The sequence below is a fragment of the Hahella sp. CCB-MM4 genome (genome assembly GCF_002260525.1).
GTDB lineage: Bacteria > Pseudomonadota > Gammaproteobacteria > Pseudomonadales > Oleiphilaceae > Hahella.
This window is the reverse complement of record NZ_MRYI01000010.1, coordinates 98,378-115,276: the sequence shown is the minus strand read 5'-3', so window position 1 is coordinate 115,276 and position 16,899 is coordinate 98,378. Positions and strand designations below refer to the sequence as shown.

Below are 16,899 nucleotides of genomic sequence, written 5' to 3'. Positions count from 1 at the left end.
CAAGAGTCGGCGCAGCTTATTAACAATATTCCATGTTACTTTCACAATCCCTGGCGGCAGCCCTGACAATCTTGACTGACGATGATAACACCTCCCTGTCATCCACTTGACACTGAAGCTCCTCGAGAGTAACTATGTGGCTGCTTACCATCGAGACGCAGAACCGTTATTTAAACCACCCTTCAACAGAAAAGGTTACCTACCGACATGGTTAACCCAGTATCACAAATCAATCATCTGGTTATTTCCGCCCTGGGCGAAGACCGCCCTGGAATTGTCAACGAACTTTCCAAGCTCTGCAGAGAATATCAATGCAATATCATCGACAGTCGGATGACTGTTCTGGGTGGAGAGTTTGCAGTAATCATGATGGTGTCTGGCAACTGGGATTCTGTGGCAAAACTGGAAAATGCCCTCCCGACACTGGCCCGCAAACTTGACTTGACCACCATGGTCAAGCAGACCAAGGCCAGATTACCTGCAAAATCCATCACCTACTCCATCAACGTTGTCGCATTGGATCAACCAGGCATAGTGCATGACATTTCACAGTTCTTCTCCCGGCGTAACATCAATATTGCCGACTTGGAAACCAGCACTTACAGCGCCCCACATTGCGGCACCCAGATGTTTAACATGAATATGACCATTCACATTCCTTCAGATACGCATCTGGCCAGCCTGCGGGAGGAATTCATGTTATTTTGCGACGACCGAAACCTGGATGCCGTCATCGAACCCATACGCGGCCTCTAACCTCTTCTGTGGCAGCTGCTCGCCCGGCTGCCCATATTTTCTGCAGATTCTGCATACAATGCACCGTATATATCGCGCAACCTAGACAACCCCCTTAAGGAACAACATGATTGAGCTAAATAAACAGATTCCTGAATTTTCCGTCACCGCCACTCCCGACCAAACCGTAAGCTCAGGGGATCTGCTGGGGCGAAATGTCGTCATTTACTTTTACCCTAAGGACAACACTCCGGGCTGCACCACCGAAGGACAGGACTTCCGAGACCACCATGAAGAATTTACGAAGCTGAATACGGTAATTTTCGGGGTTTCGAAGGACAGCCTTAAAACCCATCAGAATTTTAAGGCCAAACACAGCTTTCCCTTCGAACTGATCACTGATCCAGACGAAGAGCTATGCAAGCTTTTTGACGTGATAAAGCTTAAGAAACTCTATGGCAAGGAATACATGGGCATTGAACGCTCCACGTTCCTTATCGACAGCTCAGGTAAACTGGCAAAAGAATGGCGTAAAGTAAAAGTGAAGGGCCATGTTGCAGAAGTTCTTGAGGCCGCCCGTCAACTATAACCCTCGATTTTCATAGCCTTCTATCTTTATAGCTCGATTTTGATTTGAGAGTCCCTATTCTGACCTAAGAACATTCAATCTGGCGGACCGCCTTCCCACCGGCTCAGATTTGGGCCGATGGGCGACTGATACGTGGCCAGGCAGCAAAGATCGCCTTGATCAACGTTGCCAGCGGAATCGCGAAAAACACTCCCCATATCCCCCAAAATCCGCCAAATAACAATACACTGGTTATGATAATGACCGGATGCAGATTGACCACCTCTGAAAACAACAATGGGACCAGCACATTGCCATCCAATCCTTGAATCACACCATATATCACCATCAGCCAGATAAAATCACTCCCCCAACCGAACTGGAACAGCCCGATGAGTGCTACAGGTATCGTCACCACTGCTGCACCGATATAGGGAATCACGACAGATAGACCCACCAGAATGGCCAGCAAGACGGAATACTCCAACCCCACCCAGACAAATGCCAGATAGGTGGCAACGCCGACAATCACAATCTCCAGCACCTTGCCGCGAATATAGTTGGCAAACTGCACGTTGGATTCCCTCCAGATCTCTTTCATCAACCGACGCTCGGTCGGGAGAATTGACGAAAACGACGCTAGCAACTGATCCTTATCCTTAAGAAAAAAGAACACCATGATAGGCACCAATACCGCATAAATCATAATGGCAATGACGGTAGGGATACTTGACAGAGAGAATGACAGAACCCACTGAGTAAAAGACGTCACTTCGTTAGTGACCTGGGAATAAATGCTGGCCACCGCCTCCTCGGAAATAATCTCCGGATATTGCTGAGGCAACAACTTGATCAGGCTCTGGGCATTGGACAGCATATTAGGCAACTCTTTGAACAAAGAGCTGACCTGGGTAGCCACCATTGGCAGCAATACCAGAACAGTTGCCAACGTCACACCCAAAAATGCCGCAAACACCGTTAACACGGCATAGATATGCCTAAAACCGAGGCGTTGCAGCTTAACCACAAGCCCCTGCAGAATATAAGCAATGACAATACTTGCTATTACCGGGGCAACGAGCGCACCCAGGGTCAATATTAAAAAAGTGCTAATGACCAGCAGCAGAAATACAATGACCGCCTCTTCGTCGGAAAAGTATCTCTCAAACCAGTTTTGAATGATCTTAAGCATTACAGCAACTCAGCAGTCCAATTAGACCAAAGATTTGTCGTCAGAATTCAAGCATGACCGACAGGTTACTCTGATTATCCCTTTACAATCCAGAAGTGGAACTCGCCACCTTCTTCCCGTTGCTCACGCAACTGGTGCTGGCTCAATTCCAAATATGAGCCAAAGTCCCGAACCGAACCAGGATCAGTGGCAATCACGTGGAGACACGCCCCAAGCTCCAGCTGATTGAGACGCTGTTTGGTTTTTAGCAATGGCATAGGACATCGCAACCCTCGCAGGTCCAGTACATCCTCTGCCGAAAAACTCTCTGACATGCACCCTCCGATTTGGACAGCCCGGCACTGGATATTTCAAACCAGCACCCGCAAACACTGAACATATTATCGCCGCTCACCTTCAACGAGACATCCAAGACAATAGGTCAGCGGCAAATACTACATCATCACACACCTAATCGCGCGCGATCATAGGTGGTTATAGGCCGAATTGCCATATTGTAATGTTGCATCGCGAAAGTTGTTTTAGCAGCCACCCCCGGACTATGCTATTCAACACACCATTTTCTAAGTAACGGATGCAAGCTCGCCACGGCAGATTTTCCTGATCCGCCCAGGCTACAGGTAGTCGATGTGACATTCAGGTTATATAAAAGAATCTCCCCAAAATTCATCCCCACTCATTCTGTCCAGACTATCTTTTTTGCGCTGGTCTTTTTTGCACTGGCAATTTTTTTCCCAGGTTACTCTTTTGCAGCTGGCCAAAGTGATTTACCAGATCTGGGCAACAGTTCAGGCTCGATAACCCCGTCCCAGGAACAAGCACTTGGTCAGGCGTGGCTAAGATCTCTGCGCGGCCAGGTAGAAATGCTGGAAGACCCACTCACCATTCAGTATGTCAAAGACCTGATATTCAAATTAGCTCCAAACAGCCAACTATCAGACAAAAAACTGACCACCATCGTTGTCGACTCCAGCGCTCTGAATGCGTTTGCCGTTCCCGGCGGAGTGATTGGTATCAATGGCGGACTGTTTCTGCATGCGCAAACCGAGCAGGAATTTGCCAGCGTCGTAGCACACGAATTGGCTCACTTAAGCCAGCGCCACTTCGCCCGCAGACTAGAAGAAAGCAAGTCCTATACAGCGTTGAATATGGCCGGAATACTGGCCAGCGTCATATTGGCAGCCGCAGCAGGCTCTGATGCCGGCATCGCGGCACTTGCCTCCAGCCAGGCTCTATCTTTGCAGGAACAACTCAGCTACAGCCGCCAGAACGAACAGGAAGCGGACCGCATTGGAATGGAAACCCTTGTTAATACAGGCATGGATCCCGATTCCATGCCCTCAATGTTTGAGCGCATGCTGAAGAGCTCCCGCTACAGCTCCCAGGTTCCCGAATATCTGCGCACTCACCCGCTAACAGAGTCCAGGGTCGCCGATACGGCCAATCGTGCGGCCTCTTACCCTCCCGGTCATTATCAGGAAGACGTTGATTACTACTATGTTCAAAGCAGAGTCCTGACACATTACGCCAAAAATACCGAAGAGGCTCTACAGGTATTTAAAGGCCGCATCAGTGACAGCTCTGGCCTTGAACGAAAGGCAGCTCTCTATGGGGCAGTTCTGGCATCGATCAAAGTTAACCGCCCGGAGGAAAGCAAGAACGCTCTGGACCAGCTACTGGCAACCGACGCCAATCGCATTTCTGTCGTGGTACTGAATGCCGATTGGTTGGCAGCGACAAATCAACTGGATTCAGCAATTGATCTGTTGAAGCGTCATCTGGAGAGAAATCCGGACAACTATCCAATCTCTCGCTCGCTAGCGAACCTCTATAGTCAGCAAGGTGAGTACGCCAAGGCTGAAGACATTCTGCGCAGGCTTAGCACCTACTATGGAAATGAACCGGATTTGTGGTACCAGTTAGCAGAAACTCATGGCCAGGCCGGCTCCATTGCAGAGCTACATCAAGCCCGGGCAGAGTACTTCTATCTGAAAGGGGATATTGGTCGAGCGACCCAGCAATTGCGGCAAGCCCTAACGAAAGCCAAGGGCAACTATCAACAAACCCTGATTATCAAAAACAGACTTAAGGAAATCAGCGCTGCCGGCGAGGGATTCAAATTTTAACCTCGCCAAGCCAATAGAACAGTATCAGGCATTTCCCGATACTGTCATTTTTCTTTCTTTCGAGAAATTCAACATTCTTTGCAGCGGAATAAGAGCCTTCTCACGTACTTCCGCCTCTACCACCACCTCCTGATGCTTATTCACCAGCACGTCACGAAGATTTTCCAGCCCATTCATTGCCATCCACGGACAATGAGCACAGCTGCGACAGGTGGCACCATTTCCTGCGGTAGGCGCTTCAATTAGCGTTTTGTGTGGCGCTAACTGCTGCATTTTGTAAAAAATGCCTGCATCAGTCGCAACAATGAATGTCTCGCTTTCCGACTCCTGAACCGCTTTAATTAACTGCGAGGTAGACCCCACCACGTCCGCCATGTCTACAACGGCCGACGGAGATTCCGGATGTACGAGAATCTTTGCGTCCGGATATATATGACGCAAATCCTGCAATCCCTTCGCCTTAAACTCTTCATGAACGATGCAGGCGCCGTCCCAGAGGAGAATATCCGCTCCGGTTTTTTGTTGAACGTAGCTTCCCAGGTGCTTGTCTGGCGCCCAGATCAACTTTTCTCCGCTGTCATGCAGATACTCGACAATATCGAGGGCGATACTGGATGTCACCACCCAATCGGCACGCGCCTTGACGGCGGCCGACGTATTGGCATAAACCACAACGATACGATCAGGGTGATCATCACAAAACTGAGTAAACTCTTCTTCCGGACATCCAATATCCAGGGAGCAGGTAGCTTCAAGCGTGGGCATGAGAACTGTTTTTTCAGGATTCAGGATTTTCGCCGTCTCCCCCATAAAACGCACACCGCACACAATAAGCGTGGAGGCAGGATGCTGATTACCAAAGCGGGCCATCTCGAGACTGTCTGCTACACATCCGCCTGTCTCTTCAGCCAAAGCCTGGATAACCGGATCCGTATAGTAGTGGGCGACAATTACGGCATCTTCTTTTTCCAGAAGGGCCTTGATTTCTTCAATCAGTCCAGCCGCTTCCTGATCGCTCAACTTGGCAGGCTCGTGCTCTCTCGCCAGGTGCTCTTGAACCAATATACGATCACTAAGACTAGTCATTCCAATCATTCCACCATTTCAACTCTCGATAGCCCGGTAATTACCATGGCTTGCCAAGCGCCCATTATATGACATTCTGCAAAAATCTGCTGCCATATGACGTATTTCCCCCAACGGCATTCCGGGAAAGCATGAATCACTAACGTAATGAACTAGAACGAAAAAAGGGGCCTTTAAAAGGCCCCTTTCAAATGATGGTGGGTCGTGAAGGATTCGAACCTTCGACCAATTGGTTAAAAGCCAACTGCTCTACCGACTGAGCTAACGACCCAGACAATCTGGATTGCATCACATCTTTGTGACACGGCGACCGATACAAATCTTGATCAGTCAACTCGTATAAACGCTATTTTGTCTACACGAAAATAATTCATGGTGGGTCGTGAAGGATTCGAACCTTCGACCAATTGGTTAAAAGCCAACTGCTCTACCGACTGAGCTAACGACCCAAGCGAGGCGCATATAGTACGGATTTTGAGAAAAATAACAAGAGTTTTTTGCAACTCTTTCTGAGGAAATTTACGCTGGCCTACTCTGCACCAAATACCAACGTAAATATTAGATTTGCTTGAGATAATCTCGCGCAAGATTGGCAGAGGAACTCTGCGGATACCGATCAATGGTTTGCTGAAGATACTTACGGGCTTCATCTTTCTCACCAAGCCTGTCGTAAGTCACTCCGAGCTTATACAGAGCGTCCGGAGCCTTTCTATGCTGAGGATATTTACCCACAACAATAATAAAAGACTGACGCGCCTGCTCAAGCTTTGGCAGCACGAGGTAGACTTCGCCCAACCAATAATAGGCATTGGCTGCCAAGCCTGAATCTGGATGGTCATTGATAAACGTATGCAGCGCAGTTACAGCCTCATCATACTTACGCTGCTTAATCAAATCATAGGCAGCATTGTATTCACCTGTTTCTGCTTGCGATGGTGGCGCAGAAGAAGTCGGCGCATCTCCACCCACCTCTGCTGATGTCGGCGCGGGAACTACGGACACCTCAGGCGATGAGGAAGGCTTTGCATCCAAATCCTTTCGCAATTGCTGAATACGTCGATCAAGATCCACATACCGGTCACGCTCCTGTTTTCTGGATTGTTCGACCTGATACTGCAACTCTTCAACCTTTCCTCTCAGCTCTCTGATCTCCTGCTGCAACTGCTGCACCAGAAAATAAAGATCTGAAGAGACATCAGACCCACCGCTTGCAGAGCTGTTTTGAGAAGCCTGCAGCACTGGAGCAGCCTGAGGATTGGTTGCCGAATATGACAGCGTCGGCAGGCTAATGGCTATAACTGTACAAAGAACAGCCATAGCACGAACAGAAATTCGTAGGAATATCACCGGCATGGGATTTATCTTCTAATCAATATCTATTGATTACTTATACTCAATAACAACGCGGCGATTTTTTGCCCAAGCCGCTTCGCTGTGACCTGCGTCTACAGGAAATTCTTCACCGAAGCTAACAGCTTCCATCTGAGACAGAGAAACGCCTTTGAAGCGCAGGTAATCCTGTACCGCTTTTGCACGACGCTCACCCAGTGCCAGGTTGTACTCTTTAGTTCCACGCTCGTCGGTATAACCGTTCAGTACTACACCCTGGTTAGGGTTGGCAGACAGAAACGCTGCATGAGCATCCAGGTAAGTACGGGATTCAGGCTTGATAGTGGACTTGTCAAAATCGAAGTAGAATGTACGAACTTCGCGCAGTGCAGCTTCTTCTGCACGACGAGCTTCCTCTTCAGCCATTCTTTGTTGCTCAGCCAGCTCAGCTTCGCTCAAGCCGGAATCAGTACCCATACCGGTTGCAGTAGCATCACTACCACTGCTGTCTTCAACCTGCGCAGTCGGCGTATCTTCTGTAGTCCCCTGTGAGGCACAACCGGTTACGATAAAAGCGGCGAACACAAGAGCCAGGATGTTGCGAACACTCAAAACATTCATGGTTTTTCCTTAGTACTAATTAGTTAGCTTGTTTTATTTCTTGATGTACGGAGACCAGGCAGGCTCCCGCACATCTCCGAATTGGGCAGGCAAGGTATATTTCGATCCCGAGTTCACCCCAACGACCGCTAAAACGCCTTTACCTTGTCTCTGGGTAGCATAAATTATCATACTTCCGTTAGGTGCGACACTGGGAGATTCGTCCATTTCGGTTTCTGTGAGAATTCTCGACTGACCGGATTCCATATCCAGAGCCGCAACATTGAACCCACTTCTCTGATGCACATAGTATATCGTCTTGCCGTCCAGACTAAAGCGCGGCCTTGCATTGTAGCGCCCTTCAAAGGTCAAACGCCGGGGAGTACCACCGTTTGAACTCATCATATATACCTGAGGGCCGCCGCCCCGGTCGGATGTAAACACAATTGACTGACCGTCAGGAGACCAGCTTGGTTCAGTGTCAATTGCCCAATGATCCGTAAGACGCTTCAAACTATTACTTCGCATGTCCATCACATAGACTTCAGCATTACCATCTCTCGATAGAGTCATGGCAAGCTTACCTCCGTCCGGACTCCAGGAAGGCGCGCTATTTAGTCCGATGTATGAAGAAATTAAAGTTCTCACACCAGACGCCACATCCTGAATATATATTGCCGGTTTACCTGACTCGAATGAGGCGTAGGCCAAGCGCTTACCATCTGGAGACCAGGCAGGCGAAACAATTGGCATTGGTGACTTGAATATCAGTTTTGAGCGCCGTCCATCCGCATCTGCGACTTCCAGCGTATAGAGCGTTTTACTTTTGCTTTGCTCCAGAGTGACATAGGCAATTTTCGTCGAAAACACACCCTGAATACCGGTCAGAGCCTCATAAACCGCATCTGCGATGGAGTGGCCGATATCCCGCATCTGATCTTGGCGCCCCCCCACAACTTTACCCAGAATCCGCTGCTGTGTCTGAACATCATAAAGCTCATATTGAACCTTATACGACTTGGAAGGTGCATCGTAGTTGATTGTACCAACGAGAAGATTACGCTGGCCCAGGATAGACCAATCCCTGAAGTAAATATCTTCGCCCTTACCCGGCAGGCTGAGCATGCTAGCCCGAGACAACAACTGGAAATCACCGCTCCTTTGCAGATCATCCCCAACAATTTGAGCAATATCTTCTGATAGAGGCTGACCCGATTTATTCGAAAACGGAACCACCGCAACCGGCAATGCTCCACGAATCCCCTCGTCAATTTCGATGACAAGATCAGCACGCACACCCAAACTCAGCAGCAATACCAAACCACTTAACATTAAACGTAAATACTTTAGCTGCAACTTTAAAACTCCTGCTGTGGCTTAAATATCAAGGTTAGATTTCGAAACTCCTTTTCAAACAACCGACTATCAGAGGGGACAGGATACTTCCGAACAGCATAAGCTGCACTTAACGCAGATTGATCAAACGCCTGCACCCCGCTGGATTTGGCGATAGTAGCGGATTGAAGCTCCCCTGTAGGCAAAAGCTTCAACTGGATATGGGCAACCAGCCCTTTGGCACCATCCAAACGTATCCATTTACTTTTTATCGCCTCATATATGAGGGCCCTATATCGCTCCAACTCGGTAACATCCTGCTGATGCTGCTTTTCCGCAGCTTGTTGTTGCTGCTGTTGCTGGAGCATCTTTTCCAACTCCATTGCTTGCTGCTGCAAGGCCAACTCTTCCTGCTTAGCCTTTTCCAACCTTGCCTGTTCTCTTTCAGCAATCAACTTCTGCTCGAGAGCCTTACGTTTTTCTTCCTCTTGCTTCTTCAACTCTTCCTGACGCTTTTTCTCTTCAGCAAGACGCTTCTCTTCTTCCTTGCGCTTCTGTTCGGTTTTACGCTTTTCCTCAGCTTTTTTTTGCTCATCTAAACGCTTGGCTTCTGCGAGCTTTTTGTCTTCCTCTTTTTTCTTCTTGTCCGCCTCTTGTTTCTTCTTCAGCGCAATCGCTTCCTGTTTTTTGCGTTCCGCTGCTGCTTTACGGGCTGCTTCAGCTTTCTTCGCCTCTTCAGCTTTTCTCCTGGCCTCTTCCATCTGTTTACGGGTATCTACCTCAGGAGGCTTAGGCTTTTCCTGCACCGCAGGCTTGGGAAGTGCCTGCTTCATCTGCTCCAGCATAGCCTCATCAACGATAACCGCTTTGATATGGGGCTTCACCGGATCTGGCTTGGACAAAGAAGGCCAACTGATCAGCGCCAAAATAACAATTCCGACGTGCAGGCAGACAGAAAAAATTGCAGGGCCAAGGTATTCGTTTTGATTACGTCTGGGACGGGCCATCGCTCTAATCAGTTCCAACCTCTGGCATTAGGGGGTTTCGGTTATCAGACCGACATTGGCAACACCGGTTTCTTTGAGTGCAGACATGAGATTCACCACAACACCATAGGAAGCGTTTCTATCTCCTCTCACCAAAACCAGCGTTTCGGGGTTTTCCTGTTTCACAGTACGAACCCGCTTGATCAACTCTCCCAACTCCATGGGCTTGCTTCGATCATCACCGATCTCAGCATAATATGCGCCGAATGAATCAACGGATACCACGAGAGGAGGATGATCCGGTGACACATTCAGCGGATCACTGTCTGTCTGTGGCAAGTCCACATCAACTCCCTGCATTAACATAGGAGCCGTAACCATAAATATGACCAGCAACACCAGCATGACATCAATGTAGGGAACCACATTGATCTCTGACATCGGCTTTCGCTTGACTCTCTGCATGGGGACCATCAGAAATCCTCCGCCGGTTAGCTGGATGAGTGCACTTTACGGTGCAATATACTGGAAAACTCTTCTGAAAAAGTCTGGAAGGAGTTAGCCAGATAATCGGATTTGGCAGAGAAACGGTTATACGCAATAACCGCCGGGATTGCAGCGAACAAACCCATGGCTGTTGCAATCAGGGCTTCTGAAATCCCCGGGGCCACCGTTGCTATAGTCGCCTGCTGCAACTGAGCAAGACCACGGAAAGAATTCATTATTCCCCACACAGTACCAAACAGTCCGATGTATGGACTGGTGGAACCAACCGTTGCCAGAAATGGAAGATGTGCCTCCAATCGATCCATTTCCCTGGACATCGCAACCCGCATAGCTCGCTGGGTCCCTTCCATCAGGGCATCCCGATCCACTCCCTGCTGCTGCCTGAGCCGTGAGAACTCCTTAAACCCAGATCTGAAAATCTGCTCCATTCCACTGTTGGGATTCGGCGCTGCACTGGCTTCGCGATAAAGCTGGTTAAGATCCATTCCGGACCAAAAGCGATCCTCAAACTTAGTAGAGGCTTTGCGGGCAAGATTGAATATTTTGGTGCGCTGGAAAATGATACCCCAGGATACCATTGATGCCATCACCAGAATCAGCATGACAATCTGAACAATGAAGCTGGCGTTAGACACTAGCTCCCAAACTGATAATTTATCCGCCACAGATAAACTCCTTCATTCTAATTATGATGTCTTGGGCCTTTAGTCCTTGCAGTCACACAGCCTATGCTTTGGCCAGAGACTGCATTTGCCCAACACACATTATTACCGGGCCCAATGTCGAAGAGTTTTAAGACTCTCTACTCTTAATTGCATTCAGCAATGCTGCTGGCAACCCTTTTGGTTTGAATGTCTGCTGATCGATACAGGCAACTTTCACACTCCCTTCCACCAACAGAATCTCTGTGTCGGCATTCCTTACCTCCTGCCGGAACTGCATGAATGTACGTCCATACTGCACGATGTCCGCACTTATCTGAAGCTGATCATCTAGACGTGCCGGCTGATGGTATCTCAGTTGCAAGCTATGCACCACAAACTGAACACTTGGATCAATCGTCTCGATACGGGGAAATCCTAAATAACGAATACACTCAGTTCGAGCCCGCTCCATGAAGCGCAGGTAGTTGGCATAAAACACTATACCGCCAGCGTCAGTATCTTCAATATAAACTCTAACGGGCCAACGAAACGAGAGGGGAGGCATTAAATTCCCTTAACTTTATTCATTTTCTGCAGACGAGTAGTACTTTAAAAGCAGTATGTTACACAATATATTTGATAAGTAGATAGAACTTCCGTCTAGCTCAGCAGGGCAATTTCTCCACGAAATCATTCCGGAGCGGGAAGCCCAAAGTGGTTATAAGCCTGCTGAGTCGCAGTGCGCCCTCGAGGCGTACGCATCAAAAAGCCCTGCTGAATGAGAAAAGGTTCAACGACATCTTCGATCGTTCCCTTTTCTTCTCCGATGGCAGCAGCCAGACTCTCAACCCCGACAGGCCCGCCACCGAACTTCTCCATTATGGCCAAGAGCAAACGACGATCCATATGATCCAATCCATGTAAATCGACATTCAGCATGTTCAAAGCCATGTCAGCGATTTGATCAGTAATAACACCGTCCGCCTTCACTTCTGCGAAATCTCTGACTCGGCGCAACAATCGGTTGGCAATACGCGGCGTGCCACGGGACCGGCGGGCGATTTCATGAGCACCCGCATCTTCTATCTGAACCCCAAGCATCTGCGCAGACCGTCGGACAATACTTCCAAGGTCAGCCACCGAATAAAATTCCAATCTCTGCACGATACCAAAACGATCACGCAAAGGACTGGTCAGCAGCCCTGCCCTGGTCGTCGCCCCCACCAACGTAAACGGCGGAAGGTCGAGCTTGATGGAGCGGGCCGCCGGCCCCTCACCAATCATAATATCCAGCTGATAATCTTCCATGGCAGGATACAGAACTTCTTCCACCGCAGCGCTCAAGCGATGAATTTCATCGATAAACAGAACGTCATTAGGTTCAAGATTGGTTAACAGTGCTGCCAGATCCCCAGCCTTTTCCAAAACCGGCCCCGAGGTGGTTTTAATGGAAACGGACATTTCGTTGGCAATGATATTGGCGAGCGTCGTCTTACCCAGACCCGGCGGACCAAATATCAGAGTGTGGTCCAACGCCTCGCTTCGCCCGCGAGCGGCATTGATGAAAATCTCCATCTGCTCGCGGACTTGCGGCTGTCCGACATAATCCTGCAAGCACTTGGGACGGATAGCCCGGTCGAGAGACTCTTCACCCGTTGAAGTGGCCGGCGATATGATTCGATCGGACTGTATTCGATCTGCTTCGATCATGAATAAACTATGGTTATATAAACAGTAGATTGGGGCTCATCATAACTTGACGATCAGCCTTTTACCATACTTTTGAGGGCTCGCCGGATCACCTCATCCCTCAACATACCCTCTTCATATATGGCATTGATGGCACGACTTGCCTCCTGCGGCTTATAACCTAGAGCCAATAGCGCCTGCTCCGCCTCCTCGAGTCCACTCCCTGATTCGGCCAATTTGATCTGCTGGGACACCTCTGTTCCAGCCTGAGGAGAAATCCACCCCTTCAGTCGATCACGCATCTCGATCAAAAGACGTTCCGCCGTCTTCTTCCCTACACCAGGCATCTTGGTCAAGCGCACCAGATCATCAGACTGTACGCAGCGTACAAACTCCTCCGCGTTCATATGCGAGAGGATAGCCATTGCCAGTTTTGGACCAACTCCATTGACCTTCAACAGCAACCTGAATAGTTCCCGATCCTTGCGCTGGGCAAACCCGTATAACAGCTGAGCATCTTCCCGCACAACAAAATGCGTGTACAAAGAGCATGATTCGCCAGTAAGCGGAAGCTCTCCCAACACCGACAAAGGAACCTCAACTTCGTATCCGATACCATTTACGTCTATCAACAAGAAAGGTGGAGAGTTTTCCAATAACCTACCTGACAACCAGCCGATCAAAATTCATTCCCCCTATCCAACATCAATCTAAACCTTGAATTGACACAATCTATAAACAACTTACGGCGGACTATAAACAACTTACGGTGGATCTAGCGCATTCGTCCTCTGCGACTCCCCGAAACAGAACCTATTCGCACCAGGCTTTGCTGAGTATGCAAGTGACACAATGCGATCGCCAAGGCATCTGCCGCATCCGCCTGAGGCTTGGCAGACAACTGTAACAGCGATTGAACCATATGCTGTACCTGCCATTTTTCGGCATTTCCTTTACCCACCACTGACTGCTTAACTTTTTTTGCTGAGTATTCAGCCACCGGCAGCCCTTGATTTGCCATTGCAAGAATAGCCACCCCTCTGGCCTGCCCCAGCTTCAGCGCAGAATCAGCATTCCTGGCCATAAACACCTGCTCAATGGCAGTTTCTGTTGGCTGATACATTGAAATCACCTGGGAGACACCCTGATATACACAGCGCAGTTTTTCTGCCAGATCATCACCCGTTACACGTATACAGCCGCTGGCCAGATAGGATGGCTTTCCTCCTTGCCACTCTACCACTCCGTATCCTGTCAATCGGGATCCGGGATCAATCCCCAACACTCGAATCATGGATTTCTGCCAAGCCCCTTCTGTCGTTTAACTCAACCAGAATGCTATCTGAAAATAAAAAAGGCGGGATTGAGCTTTACTCAACTCCGCCTGCATCATACCGTTTGATCACCAGCATCAGCCAGAAGCTTATGCTGCTTGAAAAGTCGTCAGCCCAGCTTTTCCATCACTTCATCAGGAATATCTGCATTAGTGTACACGTTCTGCACATCATCCAGATCTTCAAGAGTGTCGATGATTTTCATCACTTTTTCTGCCGACTCAACATCCAGGGATACCGTCGTCGACGGCACCATCGACACATCAGCAGTTTCCGGTGTTAGACCTGCCGCCACCAGAGCTTCCTTCACTGATGAAAAATCTTCAACTGCCGTCTGAACTTCGAGAGAGCCATCGTCATTCGTAATAATGTCCTCCGCTCCTGCCTCCAGAGCTGACTCCATGACCGAGTCCTCATCCACTCCGACAGGGAATGTGATCACCCCCGTCTTATTGAACAGATAGGCCACAGAACCGTCCGTACCAAGATTTCCACCGTACTTGGTAAATGCATGACGCACTTCAGCCACCGTACGATTGCGGTTATCAGTCATAGCCTCGACATAGATTGCCACTCCGTTTGGCCCATATCCTTCATAGGTCAACTCGTCGTAGTTATCACCATCTGCTCCACCAACACCTCTTTGAATAGCCTTGTCGATGGTATCCTTCTTCATGTTGACAGTAAGCGCCTTGTCTATCACGAGACGCAGGCGGGGGTTGTCTTCAGGCACCCCGCCACTTTTTGCTGCAACCGTGATCTCCCGGATCAGCTTGGTGAAAATCTTGCCGCGCTTAGCGTCCTGGGCTGCCTTCCGGTGTTTGATATTGGCCCATTTACTATGCCCCGCCATGAAATACTCCGCTTAACTCTCTTCTCTTCAAATACACTAAACTTTTGGACTGCCTTAACCCAGCATCAACTTCCTGCAGATTCTTTCTTGCGCAGGCGAATATTCAGCTCACGCAATTGCTTCTGATCCACCTCTCCCGGCGCATGAGTCAACATACACATAGCACTCTGGGTCTTCGGAAATGCAATCACTTCGCGGATAGAGGTAGCACCTGTCATCAACATCACCAAACGGTCCAGACCAAATGCCAGACCTCCATGAGGAGGACAACCAAATTTCAAAGCATCCAGCAAGAAACCGAATTTGTCTTCAGCTTCCTCATCTCCGATACCAAGAATTTTCAGCACTGACGCCTGCATTTCCGCATCATGGATACGAATAGAACCACCGCCAAGCTCGGTACCGTTAAGGACCATATCATAGGCACGAGACAGCGCAGTTTCAGGATTCTTCTGTAGATCTTCTACCGAACAGGCAGGGGCCGTAAATGGATGGTGAATCGCCGTCCAACCACCTTCACCGTCTTCTTCAAACATCGGGAAATCGACAACCCAGCAAGGCGCCCATTCTGATTCAAACAGATTGAGATCATGCCCCAGTTTCACCCTCAGAGCTCCCAGGGACTCATTAACCACCGTTGTCTTGTCAGCACCGAAGAACACCAAATCTCCAGTTTCAGCCTGAACACGATCCAGAATATTGTTTACCGCATCTTCAGGAAGGAACTTGAGGATCGGAGACTGCAAGCCCTCCATTCCCTGGGAAAGGTCATTGACCTTGATATAGGCCAGCCCTTTAGCCCCATAGATACCAACGAACTTGGTGTAATCATCAATCTGCTTACGTGACAGCAGCTCTCCGCCTTTCGGCAGACGCAATGCCGCGACTCTGCTGCGTTTGTCATTGGCCGGCCCACTAAAGACCTTGAATTCCACATCCTTCAGAAGGTCATCAACATCCACCAATTCCAACGGAATACGAAGGTCCGGCTTATCGGAACCGTACTTGTTCATCGCCTCTGAGAACGGCATTCTCGGGAAATCTGGCAATTCAATTGACAACAATTCCTTAAACATGTCCCGAACCATCTTTTCCGTGATGCCCATAATGGCATTTTCGTCCAGGAAAGAGGTTTCAATATCCACCTGAGTAAACTCAGGCTGGCGATCAGCACGCAAGTCTTCATCACGGAAACACTTTGCGATCTGATAGTAGCGATCGAATCCGGACATCATCAGCAACTGCTTAAACAACTGCGGAGACTGGGGCAAAGCGAAAAAACAACCTTCATGAGTACGACTAGGCACCAGATAGTCACGCGCACCTTCCGGAGTAGCCCGAGTCAGGATAGGCGTTTCGACATCCAGAAATCCGTTATCATCCAGGAAGTTGCGGATATAACTGGTTACCTTGGAGCGGAACCTCAGCTTGTTCAGCATTTCGGGACGACGCAAGTCCATATACCGGTAGCGAAGGCGAACATCCTCACCTACATCGCTATATTCATCCAGCGGGAAAGGAGGAGTCTGGGCTCGGCTCAAAACCTCAAGCTCCTTTCCAAGCACCTCAACCATACCAGTCGGCATATCAGGGTTAGTGGTACCTTCAGGACGGGCGCGCACTCTGCCTTTTACGCTGACCACAAATTCACTACGCACACTGTCGGCGAGACTGAATGCTTCGGGAGTATCAGGATCAACTACGATCTGAGCAACCCCATCACGGTCTCGCAAATCCAGGAAAATGACGCCACCGTGGTCCCGACGACGGTGAACCCATCCACAAAGAGTGATTTCCTGACCGATATGAGACTCATTAATGGCCCCACAATATTGACTGCGCATAATCTAATCCTGTTATTAATTTTGCCTATCGAATCGGGTATCGACGGGCCTGATTGGTCAAATCTGTCTGA

At 49.1% G+C, this 16,899-nt stretch carries 18 protein-coding genes and 2 tRNA genes; 3 read left to right on the top strand and 17 right to left on the bottom strand.

Annotated features, from left to right (window positions below; translation table 11 throughout):
* Window positions 1-207 precede the first annotated feature (207 nt).
* Complete coding sequence (locus BTA51_RS17280; RefSeq protein ID WP_094709474.1) at window positions 208-756, top strand: glycine cleavage system protein R; 549 nt, start codon at window positions 208-210, stop codon at window positions 754-756.
* 106 nt (window positions 757-862) lie between these two features.
* Window positions 863-1,324 (top strand): peroxiredoxin, encoded by a 462-nt coding sequence (locus tag BTA51_RS17275; RefSeq protein ID WP_094709472.1) that lies wholly within the window; start codon window positions 863-865, stop codon window positions 1,322-1,324.
* A gap of 103 nt (window positions 1,325-1,427) precedes the next feature.
* On the opposite strand, the gene BTA51_RS17270 is transcribed toward BTA51_RS17275, so the two are convergent.
* Together BTA51_RS17270 and BTA51_RS17265 are read right to left on the bottom strand one after the other, a co-directional pair.
* On the bottom strand, window positions 1,428-2,495 hold the full coding sequence (locus BTA51_RS17270; RefSeq protein WP_094709470.1) for an AI-2E family transporter: 1,068 nt from the start codon (window positions 2,493-2,495) through the stop codon (window positions 1,428-1,430).
* 74 nt (window positions 2,496-2,569) lie between these two features.
* Window positions 2,570-2,809 (bottom strand): sulfurtransferase TusA family protein, encoded by a 240-nt coding sequence (locus BTA51_RS17265; protein WP_094709468.1) that lies wholly within the window; start codon window positions 2,807-2,809, stop codon window positions 2,570-2,572.
* Between the two features lie 315 nt (window positions 2,810-3,124).
* On the opposite strand from BTA51_RS17265, the gene BTA51_RS17260 reads away from it, so the two are divergent.
* A complete protein-coding gene (locus BTA51_RS17260; protein ID WP_246841075.1) occupies window positions 3,125-4,621 on the top strand; it encodes a M48 family metalloprotease in 1,497 nt (498 codons plus the stop codon).
* Between the two features lie 24 nt (window positions 4,622-4,645).
* On the opposite strand, the gene nadA is transcribed toward BTA51_RS17260, so the two are convergent.
* From nadA to aspS, 15 genes are all read right to left on the bottom strand, one after another.
* Complete coding sequence (gene nadA, locus BTA51_RS17255) at window positions 4,646-5,707, bottom strand: quinolinate synthase NadA (RefSeq protein ID WP_094709466.1); 1,062 nt, start codon at window positions 5,705-5,707, stop codon at window positions 4,646-4,648.
* Window positions 5,708-5,902: 195 nt separating this feature from the next.
* Window positions 5,903-5,978: transfer RNA gene (locus tag BTA51_RS17250), tRNA-Lys, on the bottom strand.
* 102 nt (window positions 5,979-6,080) lie between these two features.
* Window positions 6,081-6,156: transfer RNA gene (locus BTA51_RS17245), tRNA-Lys, on the bottom strand.
* Window positions 6,157-6,265: 109 nt separating this feature from the next.
* On the bottom strand, window positions 6,266-7,060 hold the full coding sequence (ybgF, locus tag BTA51_RS17240; protein ID WP_094709464.1) for a tol-pal system protein YbgF: 795 nt from the start codon (window positions 7,058-7,060) through the stop codon (window positions 6,266-6,268).
* A gap of 30 nt (window positions 7,061-7,090) precedes the next feature.
* Window positions 7,091-7,657 carry a peptidoglycan-associated lipoprotein Pal gene (pal, locus tag BTA51_RS17235; protein WP_094709462.1) on the bottom strand — a complete coding sequence of 189 codons (567 nt, stop codon included), beginning with the start codon at window positions 7,655-7,657 and terminating at the stop codon, window positions 7,091-7,093.
* 33 nt (window positions 7,658-7,690) lie between these two features.
* Window positions 7,691-8,968, bottom strand: a complete 1,278-nt coding sequence (tolB, locus tag BTA51_RS17230) for a Tol-Pal system beta propeller repeat protein TolB (protein ID WP_094709460.1) — start codon at window positions 8,966-8,968, stop codon at window positions 7,691-7,693.
* Between the two features lie 26 nt (window positions 8,969-8,994).
* Window positions 8,995-9,978, bottom strand: coding sequence for a cell envelope integrity protein TolA (gene tolA / locus BTA51_RS17225; protein WP_094709458.1), 984 nt, complete (start codon window positions 9,976-9,978; stop codon window positions 8,995-8,997).
* A gap of 27 nt (window positions 9,979-10,005) precedes the next feature.
* Window positions 10,006-10,431: a protein TolR gene (gene tolR / locus BTA51_RS17220; RefSeq protein WP_094709456.1), complete on the bottom strand. Its 426-nt coding sequence runs from the start codon at window positions 10,429-10,431 to the stop codon at window positions 10,006-10,008.
* Window positions 10,432-10,448: 17 nt separating this feature from the next.
* Window positions 10,449-11,129 (bottom strand): protein TolQ, encoded by a 681-nt coding sequence (tolQ, locus tag BTA51_RS17215; protein ID WP_094709454.1) that lies wholly within the window; start codon window positions 11,127-11,129, stop codon window positions 10,449-10,451.
* Window positions 11,130-11,256: 127 nt separating this feature from the next.
* Window positions 11,257-11,673 (bottom strand): tol-pal system-associated acyl-CoA thioesterase, encoded by a 417-nt coding sequence (gene ybgC, locus BTA51_RS17210; protein ID WP_094709452.1) that lies wholly within the window; start codon window positions 11,671-11,673, stop codon window positions 11,257-11,259.
* Window positions 11,674-11,798: 125 nt separating this feature from the next.
* Entirely contained in the window at window positions 11,799-12,818 is a 1,020-nt protein-coding gene (ruvB, locus tag BTA51_RS17205; protein WP_094709450.1) for a Holliday junction branch migration DNA helicase RuvB, read from the bottom strand.
* A 53-nt stretch (window positions 12,819-12,871) separates the two neighbouring features.
* On the bottom strand, window positions 12,872-13,468 hold the full coding sequence (gene ruvA / locus BTA51_RS17200; RefSeq protein WP_371333195.1) for a Holliday junction branch migration protein RuvA: 597 nt from the start codon (window positions 13,466-13,468) through the stop codon (window positions 12,872-12,874).
* Between the two features lie 104 nt (window positions 13,469-13,572).
* Window positions 13,573-14,091: a crossover junction endodeoxyribonuclease RuvC gene (ruvC, locus tag BTA51_RS17195; RefSeq protein WP_094709446.1), complete on the bottom strand. Its 519-nt coding sequence runs from the start codon at window positions 14,089-14,091 to the stop codon at window positions 13,573-13,575.
* Window positions 14,092-14,240: 149 nt separating this feature from the next.
* Window positions 14,241-14,984, bottom strand: a complete 744-nt coding sequence (locus BTA51_RS17190; protein WP_094709443.1) for a YebC/PmpR family DNA-binding transcriptional regulator — start codon at window positions 14,982-14,984, stop codon at window positions 14,241-14,243.
* A 65-nt stretch (window positions 14,985-15,049) separates the two neighbouring features.
* Window positions 15,050-16,828, bottom strand: coding sequence for an aspartate--tRNA ligase (gene aspS / locus BTA51_RS17185; protein ID WP_094709441.1), 1,779 nt, complete (start codon window positions 16,826-16,828; stop codon window positions 15,050-15,052).
* Between the last annotated feature and the right edge of the window lie 71 nt (window positions 16,829-16,899).